Origin of the sequence: Burkholderia sp. IT-111MI5, from assembly GCF_949752865.1 — a bacterium.
Classification (GTDB): Bacteria; Pseudomonadota; Gammaproteobacteria; order Burkholderiales; family Burkholderiaceae; genus Burkholderia; species Burkholderia pyrrocinia_C.
In genome coordinates this window covers 106169-130652 of the sequence record NZ_CATKIF010000055.1, presented here as the reverse complement: position 1 = coordinate 130652, position 24484 = coordinate 106169, and the positions used below count along the sequence as shown (strand labels likewise).

The window sequence follows — 24484 nt, the reverse complement described above, 5'->3', positions numbered from 1 at the left end:
CGCACTGCGAATATGACACCGCCCTTTTAGGACAATAAGCCAGATTTTTAGTACTTTTACAAAAAACAAAATCATCAACCAATATTTTTCAATCCCCAGGCAAAGCGATGGAATCGCAGGCCGCCTCGACCCAACCCTACATACTCCAACGCCATCCGCATCGGATTGATGCACGATTTCATAAAACTTTATCTCACATCAAAATCGCTCAAAGTCCAGCCGCCGACAGATAGAATTCAGTTAACAAATTAAGTTTTCCGAAAAAAATGGATGAATTTCTATCGATACGATTATTCGTCAAGGTGGCCGAACTACAGAGCTTCGCGCGTGCAGCCGCCGAACTGAACATCTCCAATTCATCGGCCACCCGCCTGGTCATGGACATCGAGGAGCGGCTCGGCGTACGCCTGCTGAATCGCACGACCCGCAGCCTGTCGCTGACCGACGCCGGCCACCTGTATCTGGCGCAGATGCGCCACGTCGTCGACGAAATCGACCGCGTCGAGGAAGCGATCGCGTCGACGCACCACGAGCCGGTCGGCTCGCTGAAAATCGTCGCGCCGGTCATGTTCGGCATGCATGTGCTCGGGCCCGCGATCGATTCCTTCAAGGCATGCCATCCGAACATCGTGCCGGAAGTCACGCTCGTCGACCGTCACGTCGATCTCGTCTCGGAGGGCTTCGATGTCGGCCTGCTGCTGTCGCAGCACATCAGCAACAGCACGCTGGTGAAACGCCTGCTCACGCGGCTGAAACTCGTCGTATGCGCATCTGCTCAGTATCTCGAACGGCATGGCGCGCCGGCTCATCCGCATGACCTGGCCGCCCATGCGTGCCTGGCATTCCACTCCGACTTCGCGGGCGAATACCTGTCGTTCGATCACGGTCATGCGCATCTCACCGTGCACCCCAATAAATCCGCGTCGTCGAACAATCTCGGGCTGATCCGAAGCTGGGCGCTCGCGGGCGTGGGCGTCGCGGTGCTGCCGGACTTCCTGGTCGAAGCGGAGCTCGGCGACGGCCGGCTGCTGGCGCTGCTGCCCGACTATCGGCTCGAGGAACTTCAGATGAACATCGCGTACCCGAGCCGCCGGCACTTTCCGCGCAAGGCGCGCCTGTTCGTCGATCACCTGGTCGAGCATTTCGTCGGTTGAATGAAGTCATCGCGCACTATTTCCCCCTTCCGGCGCTGCCCCAAATCGGGGCGGCGGCCGGGCGCTCCGCCCGGTTCAGGCACGTGCGTTGCGTCGGCGCATCTCGGTAGTGAACCGCCTTGGCAGCACGCGGCGGACGACTAAACTAATCCTTAATGGGGTGCGGCCGGAGCCCTCCCCTCAGGGAGATGCCGCCATGAATCGGCCGCTGAATCGTATCCTGCCGCGCGTGACCGGTCTCGCATCGGTCTGGACGTGGGTCAAATGGTCTTTGCTGGCCGCGCTGCTGATCGCGCTCGCGATCGTCGCGCGGCTCGTGCAGACCGAGATCGAAACGTCCCGGCTGCAGGCGCGCTACCTGTCCGAGCTCACCCGCGATGTCGGCTACACGGTCGAAACGGGCCCGAGCGATCACATCCGCTTCCCCGCGAACGGCCCCTACGACCAGCGCCTCGGCTACGCGATGATTCCGTCGTTCCAGGAGCGGCTGCTCGCGCGCGGCTTCGTCGTCGGCAAGCAGGCGCGCGATTCGCAACGGATGCTGTCGCTCGGCGAGCGCGGATTGTTCCTCCCTTACGAAGAAAAGGACCAGACGGGCCTGATGCTGTTCGATTCGACCGGCGCGCCGCTGTTCGCGACCGTGTTCCCGCAGCGCGTCTATGCCGACTTCGACACGGTGCCGCGCGTGGTCGTCGATTCACTGCTGTTCATCGAGGATCGCTACCTGCTCGACGCGAACGAACCGAACCGCAACCCGGCGATCGACTGGGGGCGCTTCAGCCGCGCGCTCGCCGACCAGGCGCTGCACGTCGTCAACCGTCACCAGGCACGCCCGGGCGGCAGCACGCTCGCGACCCAGATCGAGAAGTTCCGCCATTCGCCCGAAGGCCGCACCGCGACGCCACCCGAGAAGCTGCGGCAGATCGCGTCGGCGTCGGTCCGCGCGTATCTGAACGGCCCGCAGACGATGCTCGCGCGCCGCACGATCGTCGTGCGCTACCTGAACTCGGTGCCGCTCGCCGCGCGGCCGCATATCGGCGAAATCACCGGCATCGGCGACGGTCTCGCCGCCTGGTACGGCCGCGACTTCAACGAAGTGAACCGGATCCTGTCCGCGCCGACGACCGGCGACAACGTCGACGAACAGGGCAAGACGTTCCGCGAGGTGCTGTCGCTGATCATCGCGCAGCGCGCGCCGTCGTACTTCCTCAACCGCGGCTATCCGGCGCTGCAGCGGCTGACCGACAGCTACCTGCGGCTGCTGTCGAACGGCGGCGTGATCTCGCCTGCAATGCGCGATGCCGCGCTGTCCGCGCAGATCGAACGCAGTGCGCCGCCTGCCGCCGCGCTGGTGCAGTCGTTCGTGTCGCGCAAGGCCGTGACGTCCGCGCGCGCGTCGCTGCTGTCGGCCCTCGGCATCAGCGACGTGTACCAGCTCGACCTGCTCGACCTGGAGGCGACCAGCACGCTCGACAACGGCGTGCAGCAAGCCGTCGCCGAGCGGCTCGCGAAGGCATCGACGCGCGACGGCGCGCAGGCCGCCGGCCTCTACGGCTACGAGATGCTCGCGCCGAAGGACGACCCGTCGCATCTCACGTACAGCTTCACGCTGTACGAACGCCGCAACGGCGCGAACATGCTGCGCGTGCAGACCGACAGCGTGAACGAGCCGTTCGACGTGAATCGCGGCGGCCGCATCAACCTCGGCTCGACCGCGAAACTGCGCACGCTGATCACGTACCTGCAGATCGTCTCCGACCTGCACGCGCGCTATGCGAACCTGTCGAACGCGCAGCTTGCGCGCGTGAAACCCGACCCGGTCGACGGGCTGTCGCGCTGGGCGCTCGACTATCTGTTGCATACGCGCGACCGCTCGCTGCAGGCGATGCTCGACGCGGCCGTCGAACGCAAGTACTCGGCAAGTCCCGACGTGTTCTACACGGGCGGCGGCGCGCAGGTGTTCTCGAACTTCGAGAAGTCGGACAACGGCCGCATCCTGACGCTGCACACCGCGTTCGAGCATTCGGTCAACCTCGTGTTCGTGCGGCTGATGCGCGACATCGTCCACTACGAGACGCTGCAGGCGGCCGGCCCGTCGTCGTCGTGGCTCGGCGATCCCGAACAGCGCCGGCATTACCTGCAGCAGTTCGTCGACGGCGAAAGCCAGGTCTACGTGAAGCGCTACTACACGCGCTATGCGGGCAAGGCACCCGATGACGCGCTGGCGCTGATGCTGAAGGACGTGCGCAAGTCGCCGCCGAAGATCGCGACGGTGCTGCGCAGCGTCGCGCCGAACGAATCGCTCGCGTGGTTCGATGCGCAGATGCGCGCGCAACTGAAGGGCACGCCGGCCGCGACGCTGTCCGACGACGATCTCGCCGCGCTCTACGCGAAATACGCGATCGACCGCTTCAACCTCAACGATCGCGGCTATATCGCGAGCGTGCACCCGCTCGCGCTGTGGACGCTCAACTACCTGCGCGCGCACCCGAGCGCGTCGCTCGGCGAGGTCCAGCGCGAGAGCCGCGATGCGCGTTTCTACACGTATTCGTGGCTGTACAAGACGCGCTACCACGCGACCCAGGACCGCCGCATCCGCCGCATGGTCGAGCTGCGCGCGTACGCGGAGATCACGAAGTCGTGGCGCGCGCTCGGCTACCCGTTCGCGGAAGTCACGCCGTCCTACGCGGCCGCGATCGGCGCATCGGGTGACCAGCCCGACGCGCTCGCGAAACTGATCGGCCTGATCGCGAACGGCGGCCAGAAAGCGCCGACCGAGACGATCACGCGGCTCGACTTCGCGAAGGGCACGCCGTACGAGACGCGCTTCGTGCGCGCGGCCGCGCAGCCGCAGCCGATGCTGTCGCCGGAAATCGTCAACGTGGCGCACACGCTGCTGCGCGACGTCGTGCTCAGCGGCACCGCGCGCCGCCTCGCGGGCGGCTTCACGCTGCCCGACGGCAAGACGCTCGAGGTATACGGCAAGACGGGGACCGGCGACCAGCGCTTCAACGTCTACGCGCGCGGCGCGCGGCTGATCGAGTCGCGCAAGGTGAACCGCAGCGGCACGTTCGTGTTCGTACTCGGCGACCGGTTCTTCGGGGTGCTGACGGCGACCGCGCACGAACCGTACGCGGCGCGCTACGACTTCACGAGCGCAATGGCCGTGCAGTTGCTGAAGTCGATGGCGCCGGCGCTCGCGCCGCTGATCGAACGTCCGGCCGCCACCGGCACGCACGCCGCGGCCCCCGCGCCGCAGGCGGAAATGCCCGCACCGGGCGCCGCGTCGGCGCAACCTTCCTGACCGCGGCACGTACGTTCACGCGATGGCACGCCGCTCAGTGCGAGCGGCCGTCGTAGTGCGTGACGGGCAGCGTGTCGAGGTCGACATCCTCGAGGCAGCGCACGTTGATCGCGGCCATAGCAGTGCCGTTCGGATGAACGCCCTCGGCGAACGGATGCATGCCGCAGCGCTTGCAGAAGCGATGGCTGATCACGTGCTTGTTGAACAGGTAGGTCGCGAGATTCTCGTCGGGCGTGAGGAGCTTCATGTGGTCGCGCGGCACGAACCACATCAGCGCGCCCTTGCGCTGGCAGATCGAGCAGTTGCACGCCATCACGCCCTGCAGGTCGCCTTCCACTTCGAACTTCACGTCGCCACAGTGACAGCTTCCGCGATAAAGCATGGTCGTCTCCCGGTGCGGCCCGTGCGCGTCGGCGGCGCCCGGACGGGACACCGTTGGCCAGGCCGATTCAAGCGGGTACAGTAGCGCGCACATGCGCCGCGCGCAATGTCCGGCGGCGCCCGTCCTGACCCTCCCCAACCAAGGAAAACCATCATGCTCGAACTGCGCCCCGGCTGCGAATGCTGCGACAAGGACCTGCCGCCCGATTCGGCAGATGCGCGCATCTGCACGTTTGAGTGCACGTTCTGTGCGACCTGCGCCGACGACGTGCTGAAAGGCCGCTGCCCGAACTGCGGCGGCGACCTGGTCGTGCGCCCGCGGCGTCCGGCAAGCCTGCTCGCGAAGTATCCTGCGTCGACGGAGCGCATCCACAAGCCGGGCGGCTGCGCAAACGCCGCCTGAAGGCGCCGCCCCGCCCCGTCACGACATCTCGATCCGCGCGCGTGTCACCGCGAGCAGCGCCGCCATCGCGCGGCGCGCGCCGTCCTCGTCGCGCACGCGGATCGCGTCGCTGACGGCCGTGTGCTCGGCAAGCGATGCGTTGTACACGTCCGCGCGGCGCGCATTCAGACGCAGTTGTGCCTCGAGCGTGCGATCGATCAGCGCGCCGAGCGGCACCAGCAACTCGTTGCCGCCCGCCGCGAGCACGCTCAGGTGAAAGCGCAGGTCGGCGCGCACCCATTCGTCTACGTTGCGTGCATCGGCCATCGCGCGCGCCGCGTCGTCGATCGCGTCGAAGGCTTCCGGCGTATGCGCGCGCGCGGCAAGCGCGGCCGCGTACGGCTCGATCATCTCGCGCATCTCCTGCAGCTTCAGCGCGAACGCGAGCGGCGGCGCGACCCGCGCGTACCAGTCGAGCAGGTCGGCGTCGAGCAGGTTCCACGCATGGCGCGGCCGCACGCGCGTGCCGACCTTCGGCCGCGATTCGACCAGCCCCTTCGACGTCAGCGTGCGCAGCGCCTCGCGCATCACCGTGCGGCTCACGCCGTACAGCTCCATCAGGTCGGGCTCCCTCGGCAGCAGCGATTCGGGCGGATAGTCGCCGCGCAGGATCGCCGTCGCAAGCCGGAAAGCCGTCTGTCCATGCAGGTCGTGTTGAATGATCGTTCTCCGTTGGGCCGGCGTGCAGGCTGCCCACTATCTGCACAATAATGCTATTAATACTATTTTTTATCCGGCTACGCTAGGATAATCGCGAAAGCACGCGACCGCGCGCCGCGCCCGAGCGCCCGCGCCGGCCAACCATGGAGACTCGCATCGTGAAAATCACCCGCCTCGAAACTTTCGTCGTCCCGCCGCGCTGGCTGTTCCTCAAGATCGAAACCGACGAAGGCATCGTCGGCTGGGGCGAGCCGGTCGTCGAAGGCCGCGCGCACACGGTCGAGGCCGCGGTGCAGGAACTGGCCGACTACCTCGTCGGCCGCGACCCGCTGCTGATCGAGGATCACTGGCAGGTGATGTACCGCGCGGGCTTCTACCGCGGCGGCCCGATCATGATGAGCGCGATCGCGGGCGTCGACCAGGCGCTGTGGGACATCAAGGGCAAGCATCACGGCGTGCCGGTGCACGCGCTGCTGGGCGGCCAGGTGCGCGACCGCATCAAGGTGTATTCGTGGATCGGCGGCGACCGGCCGAGCGACGTCGCGAACAATGCGCGCGCAGTCGTCGAGCGCGGCTTCAAGGCCGTGAAGATGAACGGCTCCGAGGAGCTGCAGATCGTCGACACCTACGACAAGGTCGAGCAGGTGATCGCGAACGTCGCGGCCGTGCGCGACGCGGTCGGCCCGCACGTCGGGATCGGCGTCGACTTCCACGGCCGCGTGCACAAGCCGATGGCGAAGGTGCTCGCGAAGGAGCTCGACCCGTACAAGCTGATGTTCATCGAGGAACCCGTGCTGTCGGAGAACGCCGAGGCGCTGCGCGACATCGTCAACCAGACCAACACGCCGATCGCGCTCGGCGAACGGCTGTACTCGCGCTGGGACTTCAAGCACATCCTCGCGGGCGGCTACGTGGACATCATCCAGCCCGACGCGTCGCACGCGGGCGGCATCACCGAGTGCCGCAAGATCGCGACGCTCGCGGAAAGCTACGACGTCGCGCTCGCACTGCACTGCCCGCTCGGCCCGATCGCGCTCGCCGCGTGCCTGCAGCTCGATGCGGTCAGCTACAACGCGTTCATCCAGGAACAAAGCCTCGGCATCCACTACAACCAGGGCAACGACCTGCTCGACTACCTGCGCAACCCCGAGGTGTTCCGCTACGAGGACGGCTTCGTCGCGATCCCGCAGGGCCCGGGGCTCGGCATCGACGTCAACGAGGAAAAGGTGCGCGAGATGGCGAAGACGGGCCACCGCTGGCGCAACCCGGTGTGGCGCCACGCGGACGGCAGCGTCGCCGAGTGGTGAGCACGCTGCGTATCGCGCGATACGCATCGACTTCGAAGCGGCCGCCCGACAGGCGGCCGTTTGTACGTGAGCGGCGCGACGAGCTGCACGCGCCAGACACGCGCCGGCGGCCTTGCGTCGCGCCGCGAGGAACCTGCCGTCAACCGAGCGCCGCGAACCCCGGCACGCTGAACGACAGCACGGCGGCCGCGACGAACACGCCGATCATCGTCATCCCTTCGAGATGCAGGATGTTGCGGAACGTGTGCGCATCCTCGGTCGACGCGGTGCGGCGCAGCCGCGGCAGCGCCGAGAAGCGGTTCAGGCCGCCGAGCACGAGCGCGAGTGCGACGAGCAGCAGCTTCAGCAGCAACACGCGCCCCCACGTGCTGCCGTCGAGCGGCGCGAGCGAGCCGCCGAGCCCGCGCAGCGCATTGAGCACGCCCGTCCCGAGCAGGAATACGACCGCGATGATCGACGTACGCGACAGGTGCTGGCCGATGCGGATCAGCGCGCCGCGTGCGACCGACGAACCGAGCGCCGGCAGCACCGCGAGCCCGCCCGCGAGCACGAGGCCGCCCCACACGGCCGTCGCGAGCAGGTGCAGCGTCTGCACGCCGACCGCCGCGGACAGCGCGCCCGGATCGGCCGCATGGCCGAGCGATGCCTTGCCGGCCGCGACCACGATCACCGCGAGCCACAGCACCGCGTGCGCGCCCGGGCCCTCCGGCTTCGCCAGCGCGACGATCGCAAGCACCACCGCGCCGGCGAACGCGACGCTCCATGCGAAGCCCGCGTGCGTTTGCATCAGCACGACGGGAATCGAGGCGAACGCGCCGCCGAGCCCCGCGCCGCTCATCGTCGCGGCCTCGTAGACCAGCCAGCCGAGATCCGCGAGCACGAGCGCCAGCGCCGCCGCGACCAGCGAATGTTGTGCGCGCAACCACGCGGGATGCGAAGGCGAGATGACCGGCCGCGCGCCGTCCTTGCCGAGCCACGCCTTGAGCAGCGCCGAGCCGACCGCCATCGCGAACGCGGCGTCCATCAGCGCCGCGAGCGCGACCTGCCCGATCCACAAGCTGTCGAACTTCATTGCGCGCACCCTCCCGGAAACGGCCGGCCGGCGGCGCGGCGGCAACGGGACAGACAGCGGGAACGAGGCAACGGCACGGTATAAAACGTCATTGATGAATCCGGAAACGGGAGAAATGACTGGACCTGCGGCGGAGGCGGCGCCGCGCGACCCGCGAGTGTACGGTCTTCGATGGTGAAAGCGCACGCCGGTTCACTTCGCCGCTGCGCAATACGCGTCAAATTGTCGCAAGTCGTAAACAGACAGGAACCGCTGTCCTTTTGCCAAATAGCCGTCATTACCCATCGATGATAGAATGCCGCGTCGCAGCAGCCCGGCTGTCCTGCCGTCCATGCGCCGAGCCGATCGTAGCCCGGACAAGGTCCCCGACGAATAATCATGGAGTCTCGTGTGTCTTCAAGACGCCTCTTCCGTCCGCTGCTCGCCGTTCTGTTGATCGGCGGAGCGGGCCTTATGAGCGCTGCCCAAGCGCAGACCAAGCCCACGGAGCAAGCGCACGCCCAGCAGGCGCCGCTCAAGGCACCCGATACGATGGCCGAGCGCGTGCGCGGCTGTACCGCATGCCACGGCGTCCACGGCCAGGGCACGGACAACGACTACTTCCCGCGTCTTGCCGGCAAGCCGGCCGAGTACCTGTACAACCAGCTCGTCAACTTCCGTGACGGCCGGCGCAAGTACCCGCCGATGAACTATCTGCTGACGTACCTGAACGACGACTACCTGCGCGAAATCGCCGAGCACTTCTCGGCCGAGCGTCCGCCGTACCCGACGCCGGCGAAGCCGACACTGCCGGCCGCGACGCTCGCACGCGGCAAGCAGCTCGTCACGCAGGGCGACCCGTCCCGCAAGCTGCCGGCCTGCGTGGCCTGCCACGGCGCGGGGCTGACCGGCATGCAGCCGGCGATCCCGGGCCTCGTCGGCCTGCACGCCGATTACCTGAGCGCACAGCTCGGCGCATGGCGCTCGGGCAACCGCCACGCGAAGGCACCGGATTGCATGCACGACATCGCAGCAAAGCTTTCCGACGAAGACGTGACGGCCGTGACCGCGTGGCTCGCCGCGCAACCGGCGCCCGCCAACCCCGTGCCGGCACCGGCGCGTTCGATGAAGACTCCGCTCGCCTGCGGCAGCGAACCGCAATAAGGCAAGGGAGACAGACACAATGAAACGCAAGTCCCTGTTTGCACTCTCGGCTGTCGCGATCGTCGCGGCTGCCGCCCTCGTGCCGGTCCTGTGGCCGGGCAACGACACGCTGCACGGCGCTGCCGCCGTCGCGGCCACGCCGGCCGACCAGGCCGCGCTGATCAAGAAGGGCGAATACCTCGCGCGCGTCGGCGACTGTATCGCGTGCCACACCGTGCGCGGCGGCAAGTCGTTCGCGGGCGGCCTGCCGATGGCGACGCCGTTCGGCACGATGTACACGCCGAACATCACGCCGGACGACAAGGATGGCATCGGCAAGTGGACGTCGGACGACTTCTACCGCGCGATGCACACGGGTCGCTCGAAGGACGGCAGCCTGCTCTACCCGGGCTTCCCGTTCGCGAGCTACACGAAGGTCACGCGCTCGGATTCGGACGCGATCTACGCGTACCTGCGTTCGGTCCCGCCGGTGTCGGTGCCGAGCCGTCCGCACGAACTGAAGTTCCCGTTCAACAACCGCAACCTGCTGATCGGCTGGCGCACGCTGTTCTTCAAGGAAGGCGAATACAAGCCGGATCCGACGAAGTCGGTCGAATGGAACCGCGGCGCCTACCTCGTCGAAGGCCTCGGCCACTGCTCGATGTGCCACACGTCGATCAACATGATGGGCGGCCCGGTGAGCTCGTCGGCGTTCGCAGGCGGCCTGATCCCGCTGCAGAACTGGTATGCGCCGTCGCTGACGAACGACAAGGAACTCGGCCTCGGCGACTGGCACGTGCAGGAGCTGTCCGACCTGCTGCAGGCCGGCGTGTCGCAGAAGGGCGCGGTGTTCGGCCCGATGGCGGACGTGGTCCACAACAGCCTGCAGTACATGACCGACGAAGATACGCGCGCGATGTCGACGTACCTGAAGTCGATCCCGCAGAAGGCTGAAGCGCCGAAGAACATGCAGTACGAGCCGTCGAAGCAGTTCGGCAATGCGCTGTTCGATCAGGGCAAGAAGATCTACGCCGACAACTGCGCGACCTGCCACGCCGAAACCGGCGCGGGCAAGCCGCCGGCATATCCGCCGCTCGCGGGCAACCACTCGATCATGATGGAATCGGCGGTCAACCCGATCCGCATGGTGCTGAACGGTGGCTATCCGCCGAGCACGTTCAAGAATCCGCGTCCGTACGGCATGCCGCCGTTCGCGCAGTCGCTGTCGAACCAGGAAGTCGCAGCCGTTGTAACGTATATCCGGATGTCGTGGGGCAACAACGGTACGCCGATCTCGCCGCAACAGGTGAGCGACCTGCGTTCCGCGCCCCTTTGCTTTTTGCGACGCCAGTCCCCGCGCGGGCCGCGCGAGGTGTCGCCGATCATAAAACTCAAGAGTGGTATCTATGTCTTTCGAATCTCTCGGCCTGGCCGAACCGCTTGTCAAGGCGGTCAACGAGCTCGGCTACACGTCGCCGACTCCGATCCAGCAGCAGGCGATCCCCGCCGTGCTCGGCGGCGGCGACCTGCTCGCCGGCGCACAAACAGGCACCGGCAAGACCGCCGGCTTCACGCTGCCGATCCTGCAGCGCCTGCACACGTTCTACGCCGAACATCGCGGCGCGAAGCGCGCGGTGCGCGCGCTGATCCTCACGCCGACGCGCGAACTCGCCGCACAGGTCGAGGAAAGCGTCCGTGCCTACAGCAAGTACCTGAAGCTGCGCTCGACCGTGATGTTCGGCGGCGTCAGCATCAATCCGCAGATCGATGCACTCAAGCGCGGTGTCGACATCGTCGTCGCGACGCCGGGGCGCCTGCTCGACCACATGCAGCAGAAGACCATCGACCTGTCGGATCTCGACATCCTCGTGCTCGACGAAGCCGACCGGATGCTCGACATGGGCTTCATCCACGACATCAAGCGCGTGCTCGCGAAGCTGCCGCCGCAGCGCCAGAACCTGCTGTTCTCGGCGACCTTCTCCGACGAGATCAAGGCGCTCGCCGACAGCCTGCTCGACTCGCCCGCACTGATCGAGGTCGCACGCCGCAACACGACCGCCGAGAGCGTCGCGCAGAAGATCCATCCGGTCGACCGCGACCGCAAGCGCGAGCTGCTCACGCACCTGATCCGCGAACACAACTGGTTCCAGGTGCTCGTGTTCACGCGCACCAAGCACGGCGCGAACCGGCTCGCCGAACAGTTGACGAAGGACGGCATCAGCGCGATGGCGATCCACGGCAACAAGAGCCAGTCGGCCCGCACGCGCGCGCTTGCCGAATTCAAGAACAGCACGCTGCAGGTGCTCGTCGCGACCGATATCGCCGCGCGCGGGATCGACATCGACCAGTTGCCGCACGTCGTCAACTTCGACCTGCCGAACGTGCCCGAGGATTACGTGCACCGGATCGGCCGCACGGGCCGCGCGGGCGCGACCGGCGAAGCCGTGTCGCTCGTGTGCGTCGACGAGAAGCAGCTGCTGCGCGACATCGAGCGGCTGATCAAGCGCGAGATTCCGCAGGAAGTGATCGCGGGCTTCGAACCCGATCCGAATGCGAAGCCGGAGCCGATCCAGCAGCGCCGCGGGCAGCAGCAACCTCGCGGCGGTGGCGGCGGCGGCAACCGCCAGCCGCGCGCAGGCGGCTCAGGCCAGCCGGCCGCGAAGCGCGACGGCAACGCGCAACCGAAGGCATCGCAGCAGAAGGCCGCGAAGCCGCGCACGCAAGGCGGCGCCGGCGGCAGCGGCGCACGCCCGGCGGGCGGCGGCAACAGCGCGCGCCCCGCGAGCGGCAACGCCGCGCACCCGAACCGCAACCGTTCGTCGCGCAGCGGCCAGCGCGGTCACTGAAGCCGCGCGGCCGCGCGCCGCAGGTGCTCGAGCTGGCGTTGCCAGCGCGCGAGCACCGCGGCGCGCTCCCCTTCCAGCGTGAACGTGACGCCTGTCGCGAGACGCGCATAACCGACCCGCTGCGCATCGCCGTGCGCGATCGTCGCAGCGAATCCGGCCAGTCCCCCGAAGTCGCCTTCGAGCGGCTCGATCCTCAATTGCGCCTGAAAGAATGCGCCGTCCGCGACGAGCGTCAACGCGGCCGCGCGCCGTTGCGCGAGCGCGCGCGCCGCACGCGATTGCGGCCATAGCGCCAGCAGCAGCGTGCGCGCATCGTGCGCATAGATCTCGCCGACGCCGAGCAGCGTCGTGCGCAACTGGCCGTCGTCGGTCGCGACGATCAGCGATGCGGCGATATCGGCATGACGCTCGAGCGCGGTGCCGTCGAACAGCGATACGACAGCCGGCGGCCACGCGTCGAACGTCCATTGTTCGAGCGCGTGGCGATGGGTATCGGTCATGGTGGCGTGGCCCTGGTGCAGATCGGAGACGATGCGGCAAGCATACGCTCGACCGGCCGCGCAGCGGCGCTCAGCGCAGGAATACGTGCCGCGTGATCTTCGTGAGCGGATAGTGGACGCCCGGCTGGATCCTCGCGGGCAGGTCGAGCGGCTTGAGCAGCATCTTCACGCACATGTCGGCCGACAGGTTGCGCCGCACGAGCGTACTGATGCGCGCGGCGCGCTCGCGGTTGTACTGGCTGTCGCCGACGCGATCAGGATAACGAACCGCGAACACGTGGCGCAGCGCGATCTCGGAATCCTCGTTCTTGATTTCCATCACGCGGCGCGCCAGCGCGCCGAGCACCGCGAGCCGGCCATTGCCTTCGAGCTTGTTGTACTTCTTGAAGAATTTGAAGAAGTGCTTGTAGTGACGCACTTCGTCCGTGCGGATGTTGTCGGTGATTTCCTTCAGCACGGGTTCGTCCGAGCATTCGTTGATCGCACGATAGAGCGTGGCCGTGCCCGTCTCGACGACGCAGCGCGCGACCATCTCGAGCGCGCGGGTCTTCTCGAATGCCTCGACCTTGCAGGTCTTCGAATACTCGGCGAAGAAATTCGCGAACGCGGTATCCCAGTCGAACTCGGGCCACACGTGCGCGATGTACGCCTTCAGCGCGCGGCCGTGCTGCAATTCTTCGTGCTCCCATGCATTGTTGAGCCACTCGGATACTTCAGGATCGTCGTTGAAGAATTCGCTCAGATTGCTCGTGTAGAGATCCGAGCCGCTTTCGATGAACGACGACGCGCACAGCAGCAGCAGCAGATCCTCGTTCGCGGCGGCACGCTGACGATCGATCCGGTTCAGGTCGATGTCCTCGATTCGCCACGGCATGACATGCGTCGTTTTGGTGTCCATGGTGGTGCGCTCCCAGTCGTCGCGCGGGGGCCGGCCCATGCCTTGGCACAGGCGCCGACCGTCCCGCAGGCGGCGTATTACTTGCGTTTCTAGTGAATTGGTCCGGCCGAACCATCCTGGCATCTTAGCCGGACTTTGACGTTCGTGCTCCAGAGCACTGACCATACCGGACAGGCGCAGTTCCACGGCGTCTGTTGCCGTTCGTTAGACGAGTCCTTCGAACTGCTTGCAGCCGTTCGGTAGTACGGCCGCATCAAACGAAACGGGCGGCCGTTCGGCCGCCCGTCGAGCGCATGAAATTGACGCGAACCGTCAGAAGCCGGCCGCCAGACCGTCGCGCCGGCTGTCGCTCGCGGCCACGTAGCCGCGCTCGCGATCGTCGCGATCGAGACGCCAGATGAACTGCCCCGAACCGAAATCCATGTAAGGATCGTCGATCGACTTGATCGTATGGCCGCGTGCCGCCAGCGCGTCGACCGTCGCGCGATTCATCGTCGCTTCGACGTCGAGCGTGAAGTCGCGGTTGACCTTCCAGCGCGGCGCATCGCATGCGGCCTGCGGCTGCTGCCCATGGCCCAGCATCCGCACGATGGTCTGCAGATGGCCCTGCGGCTGCATGTCGCCGCCCATCACGCCGAAGCTCATCACGGCCTCGGTGCGGCCGTCGACCTGCTCGGTCACGAACGCCGGGATGATCGTGTGGAACGGCCGCTTGCCGCCCGCGACGACGTTCGGCGAAGTCGGATCCATCGAGAAGCCGTACCCGCGATTCTGCAGCGCAATGCCGGTGCCCGGCACCACGAGCCCCGAGCCGAAGCCCATGTAGTTCGACTGGATGAAGCTCACCATCATCCCGCGCTCGTCGGCCGCCGACAGGTAGATCGTGCCGCCCGAATGCGGCCGGCCGGCGCCGAAGTGCGTCGCCCGCGCGGGATCGATCTGCTTCGCGCGTTCGGCGAGATACGCATCGTCGAGCATCTGCCCGGGTGTGACTTCCATCGCGCGCGGATCGGCGACGTAACGATAGACGTCCGCGAATGCGAGCTTCATCGCCTCGATCTGCAGGTGCTGCGAATCGACCGAATCGAGCGGCCAATCGGTCAGGCCCGCATGCTCGGCGATCCCGAGCGCGATCAGCGCGGCGATGCCCTGCCCGTTCGGCGGGATCTCGTGAATCGTGTGACGGCCGAAGCGCTTGCCGATCGGCTCGACCCATTCCGGCCGGTATGCGCGCAGGTCGGCTTCGGTCAGCGCGCCGCCGCCTTCGCGGGCGAACGCGGCGATGCGCTCGGCGAGCTCGCCTTCGTAGAATGCACGGGCGCCGTCCTTCGCGAGCGTGCGCAGCGTCTGCGCATGGCCCGGCAGGCACACGCGCTCGCCGACGAGCGGCGCACGGCCGCGCGGCATGAAGGTCTCCGCGAAGCCCGGCAGGCCCTGCAGCGCGGGCACCGCCGCCGCCCACTTGTGCGCGACGATCGGCGGCACCGCATAACCGCGCTCCGCGATCTCGATCGCCGGCTCGAGCAAGTCCGCGAACGGCAGCGAGCCGAATTTCGCGTGCAGCGCTTCCCAGCCCGCGATCACGCCCGGCACGGTGACGGTATCCCAGCCGCGCGTCGGCTTGTTCGCGATGCCGTGCGCATCCTCGCCGTGGCGCTTGCGGAAATAGTCGACGTTCCACGCGGCCGGTGCGACGCCCGATGCGTTGAGCCCGGACAGCCGCTCGCCGTCCCATACGAGCGCGAACGCGTCGCCGCCGAGCCCGCAGGACACGGGCTCGACGACGGTAATCGCGGCCGCGGCGGCCAGCGCCGCGTCGACCGCGTTGCCGCCTTTCCACAGCATCCGCAGCCCGGCCTGCGCGGCGAGCGGATGCGACGTCGACACGACGTTGCGCGCGAATACCGGGATGCGGGTCGTCGGATACGGGTTGTGCCAGTTGAAGCCTGTCATCGGTGCCACCTCGTCGAAAGCTGAATGAACGCGCCGAACGCGTGCCCGCATGCGCGGGCAGTCCGCCATTGCAGCGCGATCAGCGCAATCGCACAAATTCATTTGTCACATGAATCCATGCAATTTACGCATGAATTTCACGCGACCGGGCCGGCCAGGCCGGCCGAACGGCGTTGCCGCCCTTACAATACCCGCTCCGTCTCACGACACGACCATCGAGCCATGACCCGAGATCCCCGCCTCACCCTCAACGCGCGCCAGCAGGAACTGCTCGAATGGGTGCAGCGCGACGGCTTCGTGACCGTCGACGATCTCGCCGCGCACTTCGCGGTGACGCCGCAGACGATCCGCCGCGACGTGAACTGGCTCGCCGACCTGAACCTGCTGCGCCGCTACCACGGCGGCGCGAGCCTGCCGACCAGCTCGGAGAACGTGTCGTACACGGCGCGCCAGCGGATGTTCCACGACGAGAAGCGGCGCATCGCGGCGCTCGCGGCATCGCACATCCCCGATCAGGCGTCGCTGTTCATCAACCTCGGCACGACGACCGAGGAAGTCGCGCGCGCGCTGAACCGCCACCACGGGCTGCACGTGATCACGAACAACCTGAACGTCGCGTCGATGATGAGCGGCTACCCCGACTGCGAGGTGCTGATCACGGGCGGCATCGTGCGGCCGTGGGACAAGGGCATCGTCGGCGAACTCGCGATCGACTTCATCCGCCAGTTCAAGGTCGACTACGCGATCATCGGCACGTCGGCGATCGAGGCCGACGGCACGCTGCGCGACTTCGACACGCGCGAGGTGCGCGTCGCCGAGGCGATCATGCAGCATGCGCGCACGGTCTACCTCGTGACCGACCATTCGAAGGTCGGCCGCCCGGCTTTGGTGCGCCAGGGCCACCTGAGCCAGGTGCACGCGCTTTTTACCGACAAGCCGCTGCCGCCCGAGATGGCCGATACCGTGGCCGCCGCCGGCACCCAGGTGTACGTCGCGGAATGACGCTTGCGCAGGCGCCGGCGATGCTGCACCGCACCCGAAACTTCAAGTGAAATCAAGAAGTTGGCGCCGCGAGCGGACCGCTTGCGGCGCATTCTCCTGTCAAACGGAAAATTAACGGGGCACGATTTGTCGTTGCCCGCGCGCTCGACTAGACTCCAGTTCCCCGGCTCGTTCGCCCGATCCGCCTGTGCCAGGGCGTGAGCGAACTTCAGGGCCGGCGAATACAGCTTTCCCCCCAAGCCATACCCCGCGGGGTATCGTGCGTCGGCGTTTGCGCCGGCCGCGCGGGCAGACCGGTTGCCATGGAGAGAACGATGCTGAGTCCGCATGAATTCGCCACGCTATTGCTTGTAAAGGACGCGCCTGATCAGCGCGACATGGATCGGGATGAACTGGACACACTGCTCGAACAGCAGCTCGTCCGCCTGGAAGGACTCGGCTCGGGGCGCAAATACTGCGTGACCGAGACCGGCGACGCTGCGCTGCGATCGATCAAGTACCGCTATTCGTGAAACCCCGCTGTTCCTGACCTGACCGTGCGGCCGAATTTTCGGCCGCACGGTCGTTTCCGCTTCCCCGCCGGTTCGCCTCACCCGGCCGCAGCCGGCTTCAGCCGCCGCGCAGCGTCGGATCGACCGCCGCCCGCCAACTGATGGCCTGCGCGCGCGCACCGTTGAAATACGCGATCCAGCCGGCGCGCGCCGCCGCGTCGGGCGCCGCATAGTGCGTCGAAAGTTCGTTTACGAACGCACAATAGTTCGCTTCGGTCAGCCCGCGATACCGTTTCGCCACGTACGCGTCGTACAGCGTCGAGTAGACCGGCTGCGCGTCCGCGCCCCAGTCGCGCGCGGCGCCGCCGCACGACGTCTGCAGGTCGGCGAACGACGGCGCCCGCCAGTTGCCGGCAAGCGGCGGCGTGCCGGTGCTGCACCCCGCCAGAAGGACGGCGCACACGCCGGCCCACATCCCAATACGCATGATTCACCTCGCGAAACGGTCGATTGCGCCAGTATCGTCCGGGATCGCGCCGCGCGCTACTGGCCCCGCTTTTCCGAACTTTACTTTTTCGATTTCGTTCGTTAAATTTCGAATTCGAACATTTCGTGTTCGCCCATTTCCATCAGACGATAAGGACAGCAGGTGACCCAACCGAATCGCTACGATCTGCTCGTCGTCGGCGGCGGCATCAACGGCGCGGGGATCGCGCGCGATGCGGCCGGCCGCGGCCTGTCGGTCATGCTCTGCGAGCAGGACGATCTCGCGTCGCACACGTCGTCGTCCAGCACGAAGCTGATTCACGGCGGCCTGCGCTATCTCGAGTACAACGAGTTCGGGCTCGTGCGCAAGGCGCTGCAGGAGCGCGAGACGCTGCTGCGCGCGGCGCCGCACATCATGTGGCCGCTGCGCTTCGTGATGCCGCACATGCCGAACCTGCGTCCGGCCTGGCTGATCCGCATCGGCCTGTTCCTCTACGATCACCTCGCGAAACGCGAACTGCTGCCCGGCTCGCGCGGCATCGACATGCGCCGCCATGCGGCCGGCGCACCGCTGATCGACTCGATCAAGCGCGGCTTCGTGTATTCGGACGGCTGGGTCGACGACGCACGCCTCGTCGTGCTGAACGCGATGGATGCGAAGGAGCGCGGCGCCGAGATCCTGACGCGCACGAAGCTGGTATCCGCCGAACGCCGCGGCGACGAATGGGAAGCGCGGCTGCAGCACGCCGACGGTTCGATCCGCGTCGTGCATGCTCGCGCGATCGCGAACGCGGCCGGCCCGTGGGTCGGCGACGTGCTGCACGGCGCGCTCGGCCGCGGCGCGCAGCACAGCGTGCGGCTCGTGAAGGGCAGCCACATCATCACGCGCCGCCTGTTCGATCACGATCACGCATACATCTTCCAGAACCCGGACAAGCGGATCATCTTCGCGATTCCGTACGAACACGACTTCACGCTGATCGGCACGACCGACGTCGAATACACGAACGATCCCGCGAAGGTCGCGATCGATCGCGACGAGACGCAGTACCTGTGCGATTCGATCAACCGCTACTTCAAGCGGAAGATTTCGCCGGCCGACGTGCACTGGACCTATTCGGGCGTGCGCCCGCTGCTGGAAGACGAGAACGCGGCGAATGCATCGGCCGTCACGCGCGACTACCGCCTCGAGCTGGACGACGGCGCGGGCGCGCCGCTGCTGTCGGTGTTCGGCGGCAAGATCACGACGTTCCGCAAGCTCGCGGAAGAAGCCGGCGACATGCTGTGCCGCGCGCTCGGCCGCGACGCGAAAACCTGGACGGCCGGCGTCGCGCTGCCGGGCGGCGACATCGCGAACGCGAAGTTCGACGTGTTCGCCGACACGTTCGCGAAACGTCATCCGTGGCTGCCGGCCGCACTCGCCCGTCGTTATGCGCGCGCCTACGGCACGCGTGCGGAACGCGTGGTCGACGACGCGAAGTCGCTCGCCGATCTCGGCACCGAAATCGCGCCGGGCATCTATGACGCCGAACTGCGCTACCTGCGCGACGCCGAATGGGCGACCTGCGCGCAGGACGTGCTGTGGCGCCGCTCGAAGCTCGGCCTGCACGTCGCGCCGGGCACGCTCGACGCCGTGACGGCCGCGGTCGACGCGTGGTTCGCCGCCGCGCATGCGCCGCACGCGTGATCCGAAAGCAGTTGCAGTTGTCTGACCGAAGTTGACTCACCGACGCGCCGCCCACCATGCGGCGCGCATCACAACTAAGCCAATCCACGGATGGAGATGAGAGACATGCAGGACCAGTACATCCTCGCGCTTGACCAGGGCACCACGAGTTCCCGCGCGATGCTGTTCGATCGCCAGGGCAATATCGTGTCGATCGCCCAGAAGGAATTCGAACAGATCTACCCGCAACCCGGCTGGGTCGAGCACGACCCTCAGGAAATCTGGTCGACGCAAGCCGGCGTCGCCGCGGAAGCCGTCACGCGCACGGGCCTGAACGGCACGTCGATCGCGGCGATCGGCATCACCAACCAGCGCGAGACGACGATCGTCTGGGATCGCGAGACTGGCCAGCCCGTCTACAACGCGATCGTCTGGCAGGATCGCCGCACGGCCGACTTCTGCGACTCGCTGAAGCAGCAGGGCCTCGAAGCGAAGGTGCGTGCGAAGACCGGCCTGCCGATCGACTCGTACTTCTCCGCGACGAAGATCCGCTGGATCCTCGACAACGTGCCGGGCGCGCGCGACAAGGCACGCCAGGGCAAGCTCGCATTCGGCACCGTCGACAGCTGGCTCGTGTGGAACTTCACGAAGCACGAACTGCACGTGACCGACGTGACGAACGCGTCGCGCACGATGCTGTTCAACATCCATACGCGCGAGTGGGACAGCGAGCTGCTCGAACTGCTCGACATCCCGCGCAGCATGCTGCCGGAAGTGAAGGCGTCGTCGGAAATCTACGGCCATACGAAAACCACCGTATTCGCGTCGAAGATCCCGCTCGCGGGCATCGCCGGCGACCAGCACGCGGCGCTGTTCGGCCAGATGTGCACGACGTCGGGCATGGTGAAGAACACCTACGGCACCGGCTGCTTCCTGATGATGAACACCGGCGACAAGCCGATCGAGTCGAAGAACAACCTCGTCACGACGATCGCATGGCAGATCGGCGACGACGTGCAGTACGCGCTCGAAGGCAGCATCTTCATCGCGGGCGCGGTCGTGCAGTGGCTGCGCGACGGCGTCGGCATCATCAAGACGGCCGCTGAAATCGAAGCGCTCGCCGCGAGCGTGCCGCACACCGACGGCGTCTATCTCGTGCCCGCGTTCGCCGGCCTCGGCGCGCCGCACTGGAACGCGCGGGCGCGCGGCTCGGTGTTCGGCGTCACGCGCGGCACGACGGCCGCGCACCTCGCGCGTGCGGCGCTCGATTCGATCGCGTACCAGTCGCTCGACGTGCTCGCCGCGATGGAAGCCGATTCGGGCATCAGCATCGGCGAGCTGCGCGTCGACGGCGGCGCGAGCGCGAACGACCTGCTGATGCAATTCCAGGCCGACCTGCTCGGCGTCGATGCGGTGCGTCCGCAGATCACCGAGACGACCGCGCTCGGCGCGGCCTATCTCGCGGGCCTCGCGATCGGCTACTGGAAGAACCTCGACGAAGTGCGCGACCAGTGGCAGCTCGATCGCCGCTTCTCGCCGTCGATGCCGAAGGAGCAGGTCGAACGCTGCATGGCCGGCTGGCAGCGTGCGGTGCGCGCCGCGAAGGCGTGGGCCGACGACACCCAGTAATCGTCAGCCATCCGTACGAAATACAACAACACCGGCGGACCGCGCAGCGCGCGAGTCCGCCGCGACATACGAGAGACAAGCATGTCACCTTATATTGCAGAATTCATCGGCACGGCGATCCTCGTGCTGCTCGGCAACGGCGCGGTCGCGAACGTGCTGCTTGCGAAGACCAAGGGCAAGGGCGCGGACCTGATCGTGATCGTGTGGGGCTGGGCGATGGCCGTATTCGTCGCCGTCTACGTGACCGCGTCGTTCAGCGGCGCGCACCTGAACCCGATCGTGACGATCAGCCTCGCGCTCGCGGGCAAGTTCGCGTGGTCGAAAGTCGGCGGCTACATCGTCGCGCAGATGCTCGGCGGGATGGCGGGCGCACTGCTCGTGTGGCTCGCATATCGCCAGCACTTCGCGAAGGAAGCCGATGCGGACTTGAAGCTCGCGGTGTTCTGCACGGCGCCCGCGATTCGCAGCGTCCGGCACAACGTGCTGACCGAGGCGATCTGCACGTTCGTGCTGATCCTCGGCGTGCTGTATCTCGCATCGCCGCAGGTCGGCCTCGGCGCGCTCGACGCGCTGCCCGTCGGCCTGCTCGTGCTCGGCATCGGCATCTCGCTCGGCGGCCCGACCGGCTATGCGATGAGCCCCGCGCGCGACCTCGCGCCGCGCCTGATGCATGCGCTGCTGCCGATTCCCGGCAAGCGCGACAGCGACTGGCGCTATGCGTGGATTCCGGTGGTCGGCCCGCTGATCGGCGGCTCGCTCGCAGCCGTGCTCTATCTGCAACTGCACGTGCCGCACTGACGTAGCCCGTCGCATCGACGCAGCAACACAGCCCGCGTGCCGGAAGGCCGCGGGCTGTTCTTCATCGGGCGTTGCGCCTACCGCCTACGCGCCGTCTGTCGGCAACAGCGACTTCAGTTTCACGCTCGCATCGGCGACCATCGCGGGCGCCACCGCGGCGCCGCGTTCGACCAGCGTCCTCGCCAGCTTCATCTCCTTGACGAATCCGGACGCGCGGCCGAAGCCGCTCGCCGCGACGAGCCGTCCGCCCGCGTCGAAATGAAAGTGGATTTCCGCATCGTCGCCGAGCACGCGCGCAACCGACCGTTCACCGAGCGCCGGCTCCCCGGCCACCTGCAATTGCGCGTCGTACTGATCCGACCAGAACCACGGCATCTCTCGATACGGTTCGTCGGCGCCGAGCATGTTGCGCGCGGCGGCGCGCGCCTGGGTCTCGGCACCGTGCCATGTCTCCTGCCGGACCGGTCGCCCCGACAACGTACTCGGAAACACCGCGACGTCGCCGGCCGCATGGATGCCGCGCGCCGACGTCTCAAGCCGAGCGTTCACGACGATGCCGCGATCGACCGCGAGGCCCGCGTCGCGCGCCAGCTCGTCGGCCGGTTCGATGCCGATGCCGGCCACGACCGTATCGGCGATCAGCGTGTCGCCGTCGTCGAGCGCGACGGCCAGCGCGCCGCCCGAGGTCCGCTCGATCGCAACGGGTTTCCGGTTCACGCGGATCGCCACGCCCTGCTCCTCGTGAAGCGCGTGCACGCGCGCCGCGATCGTCTCCGGCACCGCGCGCCCGAGCAGGCGCGGCGCGGCGTCGAGCACGGTCACGCGGCAGCCGCGCCGCCGCGCCGACGCCGCGACTTCGAGACCGATGAAGCCGCCGCCGATCAGCACGATCCGCGCGTCGGGCACGAGCCGCGCGCCGAGTGCCGCCGCGTCGTCGAGCGTGCGCAATGCAAACACGCCGTCGAGCGCCGCGCCCGGGATCGCGAGGCGGCGCGCGCGAGCGCCGGTCGCGAGCAGCAGCGCGTCGTAGCCGAACACCCGGCCGCCGGACACGCGCACTTCGCGTGCGTGCGGATCGATGCGCTCGACCGTCGCGACGACCGGCTCGATGCCGTCGGCCGCCCATGCGTCCGGATCGCGCAACCGGCACTGCGCCGCGCTGCGCTCGCCCGTCAGCACGCCCTTCGACAACGGCGGCCGCTCGTACGGCAGGTGCGACTCCGCGCCGATCAGCACGATGCGCCCGTGCCAGCCGGACTCGCGCAGCACCTGCGCCGCGCGGCCGCCCGCATGGCCCGCACCGACGATCGCCATCACACGGTGGTTCGTCATCGCATCACACCTCGATCAGGACGCGACCGCCCTCGATCTTCGCGCGGTACGTGCGCAGCTTCTCGCATGCGGGCGCGGACAGCGGCCGGCCGTCGCGCACGTCGAAGCGGCCGTTGTGCTTCGGGCATTCGATCACATGGCCCATCACGAGCCCGTCCGCGAGATGCACGCGCTCGTGCGTGCACAGGCCGTCGCTCGCATAGACCTGGCCGTCGATCCGGTAGATCGCGTACGTGCGGCCTGCGTGATCGAAGCGCGCGACGTCTTCATCGTCGATGTCGTCGAGCGCGCCGGTGTCGATCCATTGCGTCATGATGCGTGTCTCCTTGCTTGGGTTGTTCGATGTCGATCACGCGCGCGCCGTGTCCGGCACCGGCCGCACGACGTAATGGGACGGGTCGCGCGTCTGCCGGACCAGCGCCGGCACGATCTCCGCATACGCGGCGAGCGTGCTGCGGTACGGCGGCGGCATGTCGGCCTTCACGGCCTCGTGCAGCTTCGGCAGCGCGTGGAACGGCACCATCGGGAACATGTGGTGCTCGACGTGGTAGTTCATGTTCCAGTACAGGAAGCGGAACACCGGATTCATCATCACGGTGCGGCAATTGCGCCGATGATCGAGCACGTTCTCGGGCATGCCCGCGTGCTGCGTGAGGCCGAAGTACAGGTACAGCCACGCGCCGTAGAGGCTCGGCAAGCCGATGTAGAGCAGCGGCAGGAGCGTGTGCCGGTACAGCGAAGCACCGACCACGAGCGCATAGACCGCCAGATGGATGCGCGACTCGCGCACGACCTTCGGCCATTCCGATTCGGGCACGTAGGTGCGCTCCTCGTCGTCGAGCCGGCCGGTGAACGCGGCTGCAATCATCTTGCGCAGTTCGCCGGCCACATGCTTCAGCGCGACGACGTTCAGCGCGAGCGCGAGCCAGTCGGTCGGCTTCGGCGCGGCGATTTCCGGATCGCGTCCGACGACCAGCGTGTCGGTGTGATGGCGCGCATGGCTCCAGCGCCATGCCGTCGCGCGGCGGAACACCTGGAACGACGCGACCTGGTACAGCGCGTCGTTCATCCAGCGCGTGCGAAACGCGGTGCCGTGCCCGCATTCGTGCCAGCGCGAGTCGGCCGGGCTGCAGTAGAGCGTGCCGTACACGAAGAACGCGGGGATCGCCCACGCCGAATGCGCGCGCCAGGCAAGCCACGCGAGCACACCGCTGGCCGCGATCGCCGCGTACCAGATCAGCGTGTCGCGGATCGCACGCGCGTCGCCGCGCTGCATCAACTGCTTCATCAGCGGCCGCGGCACCGCGCACCGGTACCACTCGGCGTTGACGAGCCCCGCCGCGTGCGCGCGCTCGCCTGCGCCGCCGATCATTCTGTATTCCTGACGGCGCGCCGCCGTGCGATCGCGCGCCTGGTCGTCGGTATGGGCCACTCGTGTCTC

Annotated in this window: 21 protein-coding genes and 1 pseudogene; 12 read left to right on the top strand and 10 right to left on the bottom strand. The window is 67.4% G+C overall.

Features of this window, described 5'->3' with window-relative positions; translation table 11 throughout:
• The first annotated feature begins 266 nt into the window (after positions 1–266).
• Together ACM6JT_RS27775 and ACM6JT_RS27770 are read left to right on the top strand one after the other, a co-directional pair.
• Positions 267–1154 carry a LysR family transcriptional regulator gene (locus tag ACM6JT_RS27775; RefSeq protein ID WP_034178945.1) on the top strand — a complete coding sequence of 296 codons (888 nt, stop codon included), beginning with the start codon at positions 267–269 and terminating at the stop codon, positions 1152–1154.
• 196 nt (positions 1155–1350) lie between these two features.
• The gene (locus ACM6JT_RS27770; protein ID WP_414857698.1) at positions 1351–4458 is read left to right on the top strand and encodes a transglycosylase domain-containing protein; all 3108 of its coding nucleotides are present in this window, start codon (positions 1351–1353) and stop codon (positions 4456–4458) included.
• A gap of 34 nt (positions 4459–4492) precedes the next feature.
• Here the strand turns inward: ACM6JT_RS27770 and ACM6JT_RS27765 are convergent, their stop codons facing one another.
• Positions 4493–4840: a GFA family protein gene (locus ACM6JT_RS27765; protein WP_034179419.1), complete on the bottom strand. Its 348-nt coding sequence runs from the start codon at positions 4838–4840 to the stop codon at positions 4493–4495.
• Between the two features lie 153 nt (positions 4841–4993).
• Here ACM6JT_RS27765 and ACM6JT_RS27760 point away from each other — a divergent pair, with 153 nt between their 5' ends.
• Positions 4994–5242 carry a DUF1272 domain-containing protein gene (locus tag ACM6JT_RS27760; protein ID WP_034178947.1) on the top strand — a complete coding sequence of 83 codons (249 nt, stop codon included), beginning with the start codon at positions 4994–4996 and terminating at the stop codon, positions 5240–5242.
• An 18-nt stretch (positions 5243–5260) separates the two neighbouring features.
• Here ACM6JT_RS27760 and ACM6JT_RS27755 read toward each other — a convergent pair whose 3' ends face one another.
• Positions 5261–5944, bottom strand: coding sequence for a FadR/GntR family transcriptional regulator (locus ACM6JT_RS27755; protein ID WP_034178948.1), 684 nt, complete (start codon positions 5942–5944; stop codon positions 5261–5263).
• A gap of 155 nt (positions 5945–6099) precedes the next feature.
• Between ACM6JT_RS27755 and dgoD the strand changes: the two genes are divergently transcribed.
• A complete protein-coding gene (gene dgoD / locus ACM6JT_RS27750; RefSeq protein ID WP_021160175.1) occupies positions 6100–7248 on the top strand; it encodes a galactonate dehydratase in 1149 nt (382 codons plus the stop codon).
• A gap of 139 nt (positions 7249–7387) precedes the next feature.
• Here dgoD and ACM6JT_RS27745 read toward each other — a convergent pair whose 3' ends face one another.
• Positions 7388–8320, bottom strand: coding sequence for a CopD family protein (locus ACM6JT_RS27745; protein ID WP_414857697.1), 933 nt, complete (start codon positions 8318–8320; stop codon positions 7388–7390).
• Between the two features lie 378 nt (positions 8321–8698).
• Here ACM6JT_RS27745 and ACM6JT_RS27740 point away from each other — a divergent pair, with 378 nt between their 5' ends.
• The 3 genes and pseudogenes from ACM6JT_RS27740 to ACM6JT_RS27730 all read left to right on the top strand — a co-directional run bounded on the left by ACM6JT_RS27740 (position 8699) and on the right by ACM6JT_RS27730 (position 12288).
• Positions 8699–9463 (top strand): c-type cytochrome, encoded by a 765-nt coding sequence (locus tag ACM6JT_RS27740; protein WP_072443436.1) that lies wholly within the window; start codon positions 8699–8701, stop codon positions 9461–9463.
• 19 nt (positions 9464–9482) lie between these two features.
• Positions 9483–10775, top strand: a pseudogene (locus ACM6JT_RS27735) (c-type cytochrome); the annotation flags it as partial.
• A gap of 73 nt (positions 10776–10848) precedes the next feature.
• Positions 10849–12288: a DEAD/DEAH box helicase gene (locus ACM6JT_RS27730; protein ID WP_414857696.1), complete on the top strand. Its 1440-nt coding sequence runs from the start codon at positions 10849–10851 to the stop codon at positions 12286–12288.
• Here the strand turns inward: ACM6JT_RS27730 and ACM6JT_RS27725 are convergent.
• From ACM6JT_RS27725 to ACM6JT_RS27715, 3 genes are all read right to left on the bottom strand, one after another.
• Positions 12282–12788, bottom strand: a complete 507-nt coding sequence (locus tag ACM6JT_RS27725) for a hypothetical protein (protein WP_034178953.1) — start codon at positions 12786–12788, stop codon at positions 12282–12284. The two genes, ACM6JT_RS27730 and ACM6JT_RS27725, sit on opposite strands and share 7 nt — an antisense overlap.
• A 70-nt stretch (positions 12789–12858) precedes the next feature.
• Complete coding sequence (locus tag ACM6JT_RS27720; protein WP_034178954.1) at positions 12859–13686, bottom strand: ferritin-like domain-containing protein; 828 nt, start codon at positions 13684–13686, stop codon at positions 12859–12861.
• Positions 13687–13998: 312 nt separating this feature from the next.
• A complete protein-coding gene (locus ACM6JT_RS27715) occupies positions 13999–15639 on the bottom strand; it encodes a gamma-glutamyltransferase family protein (RefSeq protein WP_414857695.1) in 1641 nt (546 codons plus the stop codon).
• A 222-nt stretch (positions 15640–15861) separates the two neighbouring features.
• Here ACM6JT_RS27715 and ACM6JT_RS27710 point away from each other — a divergent pair, with 222 nt between their 5' ends.
• Together ACM6JT_RS27710 and ACM6JT_RS27705 are read left to right on the top strand one after the other, a co-directional pair.
• A complete protein-coding gene (locus tag ACM6JT_RS27710; protein ID WP_006493999.1) occupies positions 15862–16641 on the top strand; it encodes a DeoR/GlpR family DNA-binding transcription regulator in 780 nt (259 codons plus the stop codon).
• 314 nt (positions 16642–16955) lie between these two features.
• Positions 16956–17153, top strand: a complete 198-nt coding sequence (locus tag ACM6JT_RS27705; RefSeq protein ID WP_034179421.1) for a hypothetical protein — start codon at positions 16956–16958, stop codon at positions 17151–17153.
• A 97-nt stretch (positions 17154–17250) separates the two neighbouring features.
• Here ACM6JT_RS27705 and ACM6JT_RS27700 read toward each other — a convergent pair whose 3' ends face one another.
• Positions 17251–17619, bottom strand: a complete 369-nt coding sequence (locus tag ACM6JT_RS27700; RefSeq protein WP_034178956.1) for a hypothetical protein — start codon at positions 17617–17619, stop codon at positions 17251–17253.
• Between the two features lie 162 nt (positions 17620–17781).
• On the opposite strand from ACM6JT_RS27700, the gene glpD reads away from it, so the two are divergent.
• From glpD to ACM6JT_RS27685, 3 genes are all read left to right on the top strand, one after another.
• Positions 17782–19305 carry a glycerol-3-phosphate dehydrogenase gene (glpD, locus tag ACM6JT_RS27695; RefSeq protein ID WP_034178957.1) on the top strand — a complete coding sequence of 508 codons (1524 nt, stop codon included), beginning with the start codon at positions 17782–17784 and terminating at the stop codon, positions 19303–19305.
• A 105-nt stretch (positions 19306–19410) separates the two neighbouring features.
• On the top strand, positions 19411–20913 hold the full coding sequence (glpK, locus tag ACM6JT_RS27690) for a glycerol kinase GlpK (protein WP_111016167.1): 1503 nt from the start codon (positions 19411–19413) through the stop codon (positions 20911–20913).
• An 81-nt stretch (positions 20914–20994) separates the two neighbouring features.
• Positions 20995–21711: an MIP/aquaporin family protein gene (locus ACM6JT_RS27685; RefSeq protein WP_105391421.1), complete on the top strand. Its 717-nt coding sequence runs from the start codon at positions 20995–20997 to the stop codon at positions 21709–21711.
• A gap of 84 nt (positions 21712–21795) precedes the next feature.
• Here ACM6JT_RS27685 and ACM6JT_RS27680 read toward each other — a convergent pair whose 3' ends face one another.
• The 3 genes from ACM6JT_RS27680 to ACM6JT_RS27670 are packed head-to-tail and all read right to left on the bottom strand — an operon-like array spanning position 21796 to position 24475.
• Positions 21796–23043, bottom strand: coding sequence for an NAD(P)/FAD-dependent oxidoreductase (locus ACM6JT_RS27680; RefSeq protein ID WP_105391420.1), 1248 nt, complete (start codon positions 23041–23043; stop codon positions 21796–21798).
• A gap of 4 nt (positions 23044–23047) precedes the next feature.
• Positions 23048–23356, bottom strand: coding sequence for a non-heme iron oxygenase ferredoxin subunit (locus tag ACM6JT_RS27675; RefSeq protein WP_034178961.1), 309 nt, complete (start codon positions 23354–23356; stop codon positions 23048–23050).
• Positions 23357–23392: 36 nt separating this feature from the next.
• Positions 23393–24475, bottom strand: a complete 1083-nt coding sequence (locus tag ACM6JT_RS27670) for a fatty acid desaturase family protein (protein WP_034178962.1) — start codon at positions 24473–24475, stop codon at positions 23393–23395.
• Positions 24476–24484 lie beyond the last annotated feature (9 nt).

Excerpts from the sequence above, each read along its gene's own strand:
- ACM6JT_RS27775 (WP_034178945.1), top strand. The coding sequence starts at position 267 with ATGGATGAATTTCTATCGATACGATTATTCGTCAAGGTGGCCGAACTA.
- ACM6JT_RS27770 (WP_414857698.1), top strand. The coding sequence starts at position 1,351 with ATGAATCGGCCGCTGAATCGTATCCTGCCGCGCGTGACCGGTCTCGCA.
- ACM6JT_RS27765 (WP_034179419.1), bottom strand. The coding sequence starts at position 4,840 with ATGCTTTATCGCGGAAGCTGTCACTGTGGCGACGTGAAGTTCGAAGTG.
- ACM6JT_RS27760 (WP_034178947.1), top strand. The coding sequence starts at position 4,994 with ATGCTCGAACTGCGCCCCGGCTGCGAATGCTGCGACAAGGACCTGCCG.
- ACM6JT_RS27745 (WP_414857697.1), bottom strand. The coding sequence starts at position 8,320 with ATGAAGTTCGACAGCTTGTGGATCGGGCAGGTCGCGCTCGCGGCGCTG.
- ACM6JT_RS27740 (WP_072443436.1), top strand. The coding sequence starts at position 8,699 with ATGGAGTCTCGTGTGTCTTCAAGACGCCTCTTCCGTCCGCTGCTCGCC.
- ACM6JT_RS27730 (WP_414857696.1), top strand. The coding sequence starts at position 10,849 with ATGTCTTTCGAATCTCTCGGCCTGGCCGAACCGCTTGTCAAGGCGGTC.
- ACM6JT_RS27725 (WP_034178953.1), bottom strand. The coding sequence starts at position 12,788 with ATGACCGATACCCATCGCCACGCGCTCGAACAATGGACGTTCGACGCG.
- ACM6JT_RS27720 (WP_034178954.1), bottom strand. The coding sequence starts at position 13,686 with ATGGACACCAAAACGACGCATGTCATGCCGTGGCGAATCGAGGACATC.
- ACM6JT_RS27715 (WP_414857695.1), bottom strand. The coding sequence starts at position 15,639 with ATGACAGGCTTCAACTGGCACAACCCGTATCCGACGACCCGCATCCCG.
- ACM6JT_RS27710 (WP_006493999.1), top strand. The coding sequence starts at position 15,862 with ATGACCCGAGATCCCCGCCTCACCCTCAACGCGCGCCAGCAGGAACTG.
- ACM6JT_RS27705 (WP_034179421.1), top strand. The coding sequence starts at position 16,956 with ATGCTGAGTCCGCATGAATTCGCCACGCTATTGCTTGTAAAGGACGCG.
- ACM6JT_RS27700 (WP_034178956.1), bottom strand. The coding sequence starts at position 17,619 with ATGCGTATTGGGATGTGGGCCGGCGTGTGCGCCGTCCTTCTGGCGGGG.
- glpK (WP_111016167.1), top strand. The coding sequence starts at position 19,411 with ATGCAGGACCAGTACATCCTCGCGCTTGACCAGGGCACCACGAGTTCC.
- ACM6JT_RS27685 (WP_105391421.1), top strand. The coding sequence starts at position 20,995 with ATGTCACCTTATATTGCAGAATTCATCGGCACGGCGATCCTCGTGCTG.
- ACM6JT_RS27680 (WP_105391420.1), bottom strand. The coding sequence starts at position 23,043 with ATGACGAACCACCGTGTGATGGCGATCGTCGGTGCGGGCCATGCGGGC.
- ACM6JT_RS27675 (WP_034178961.1), bottom strand. The coding sequence starts at position 23,356 with ATGACGCAATGGATCGACACCGGCGCGCTCGACGACATCGACGATGAA.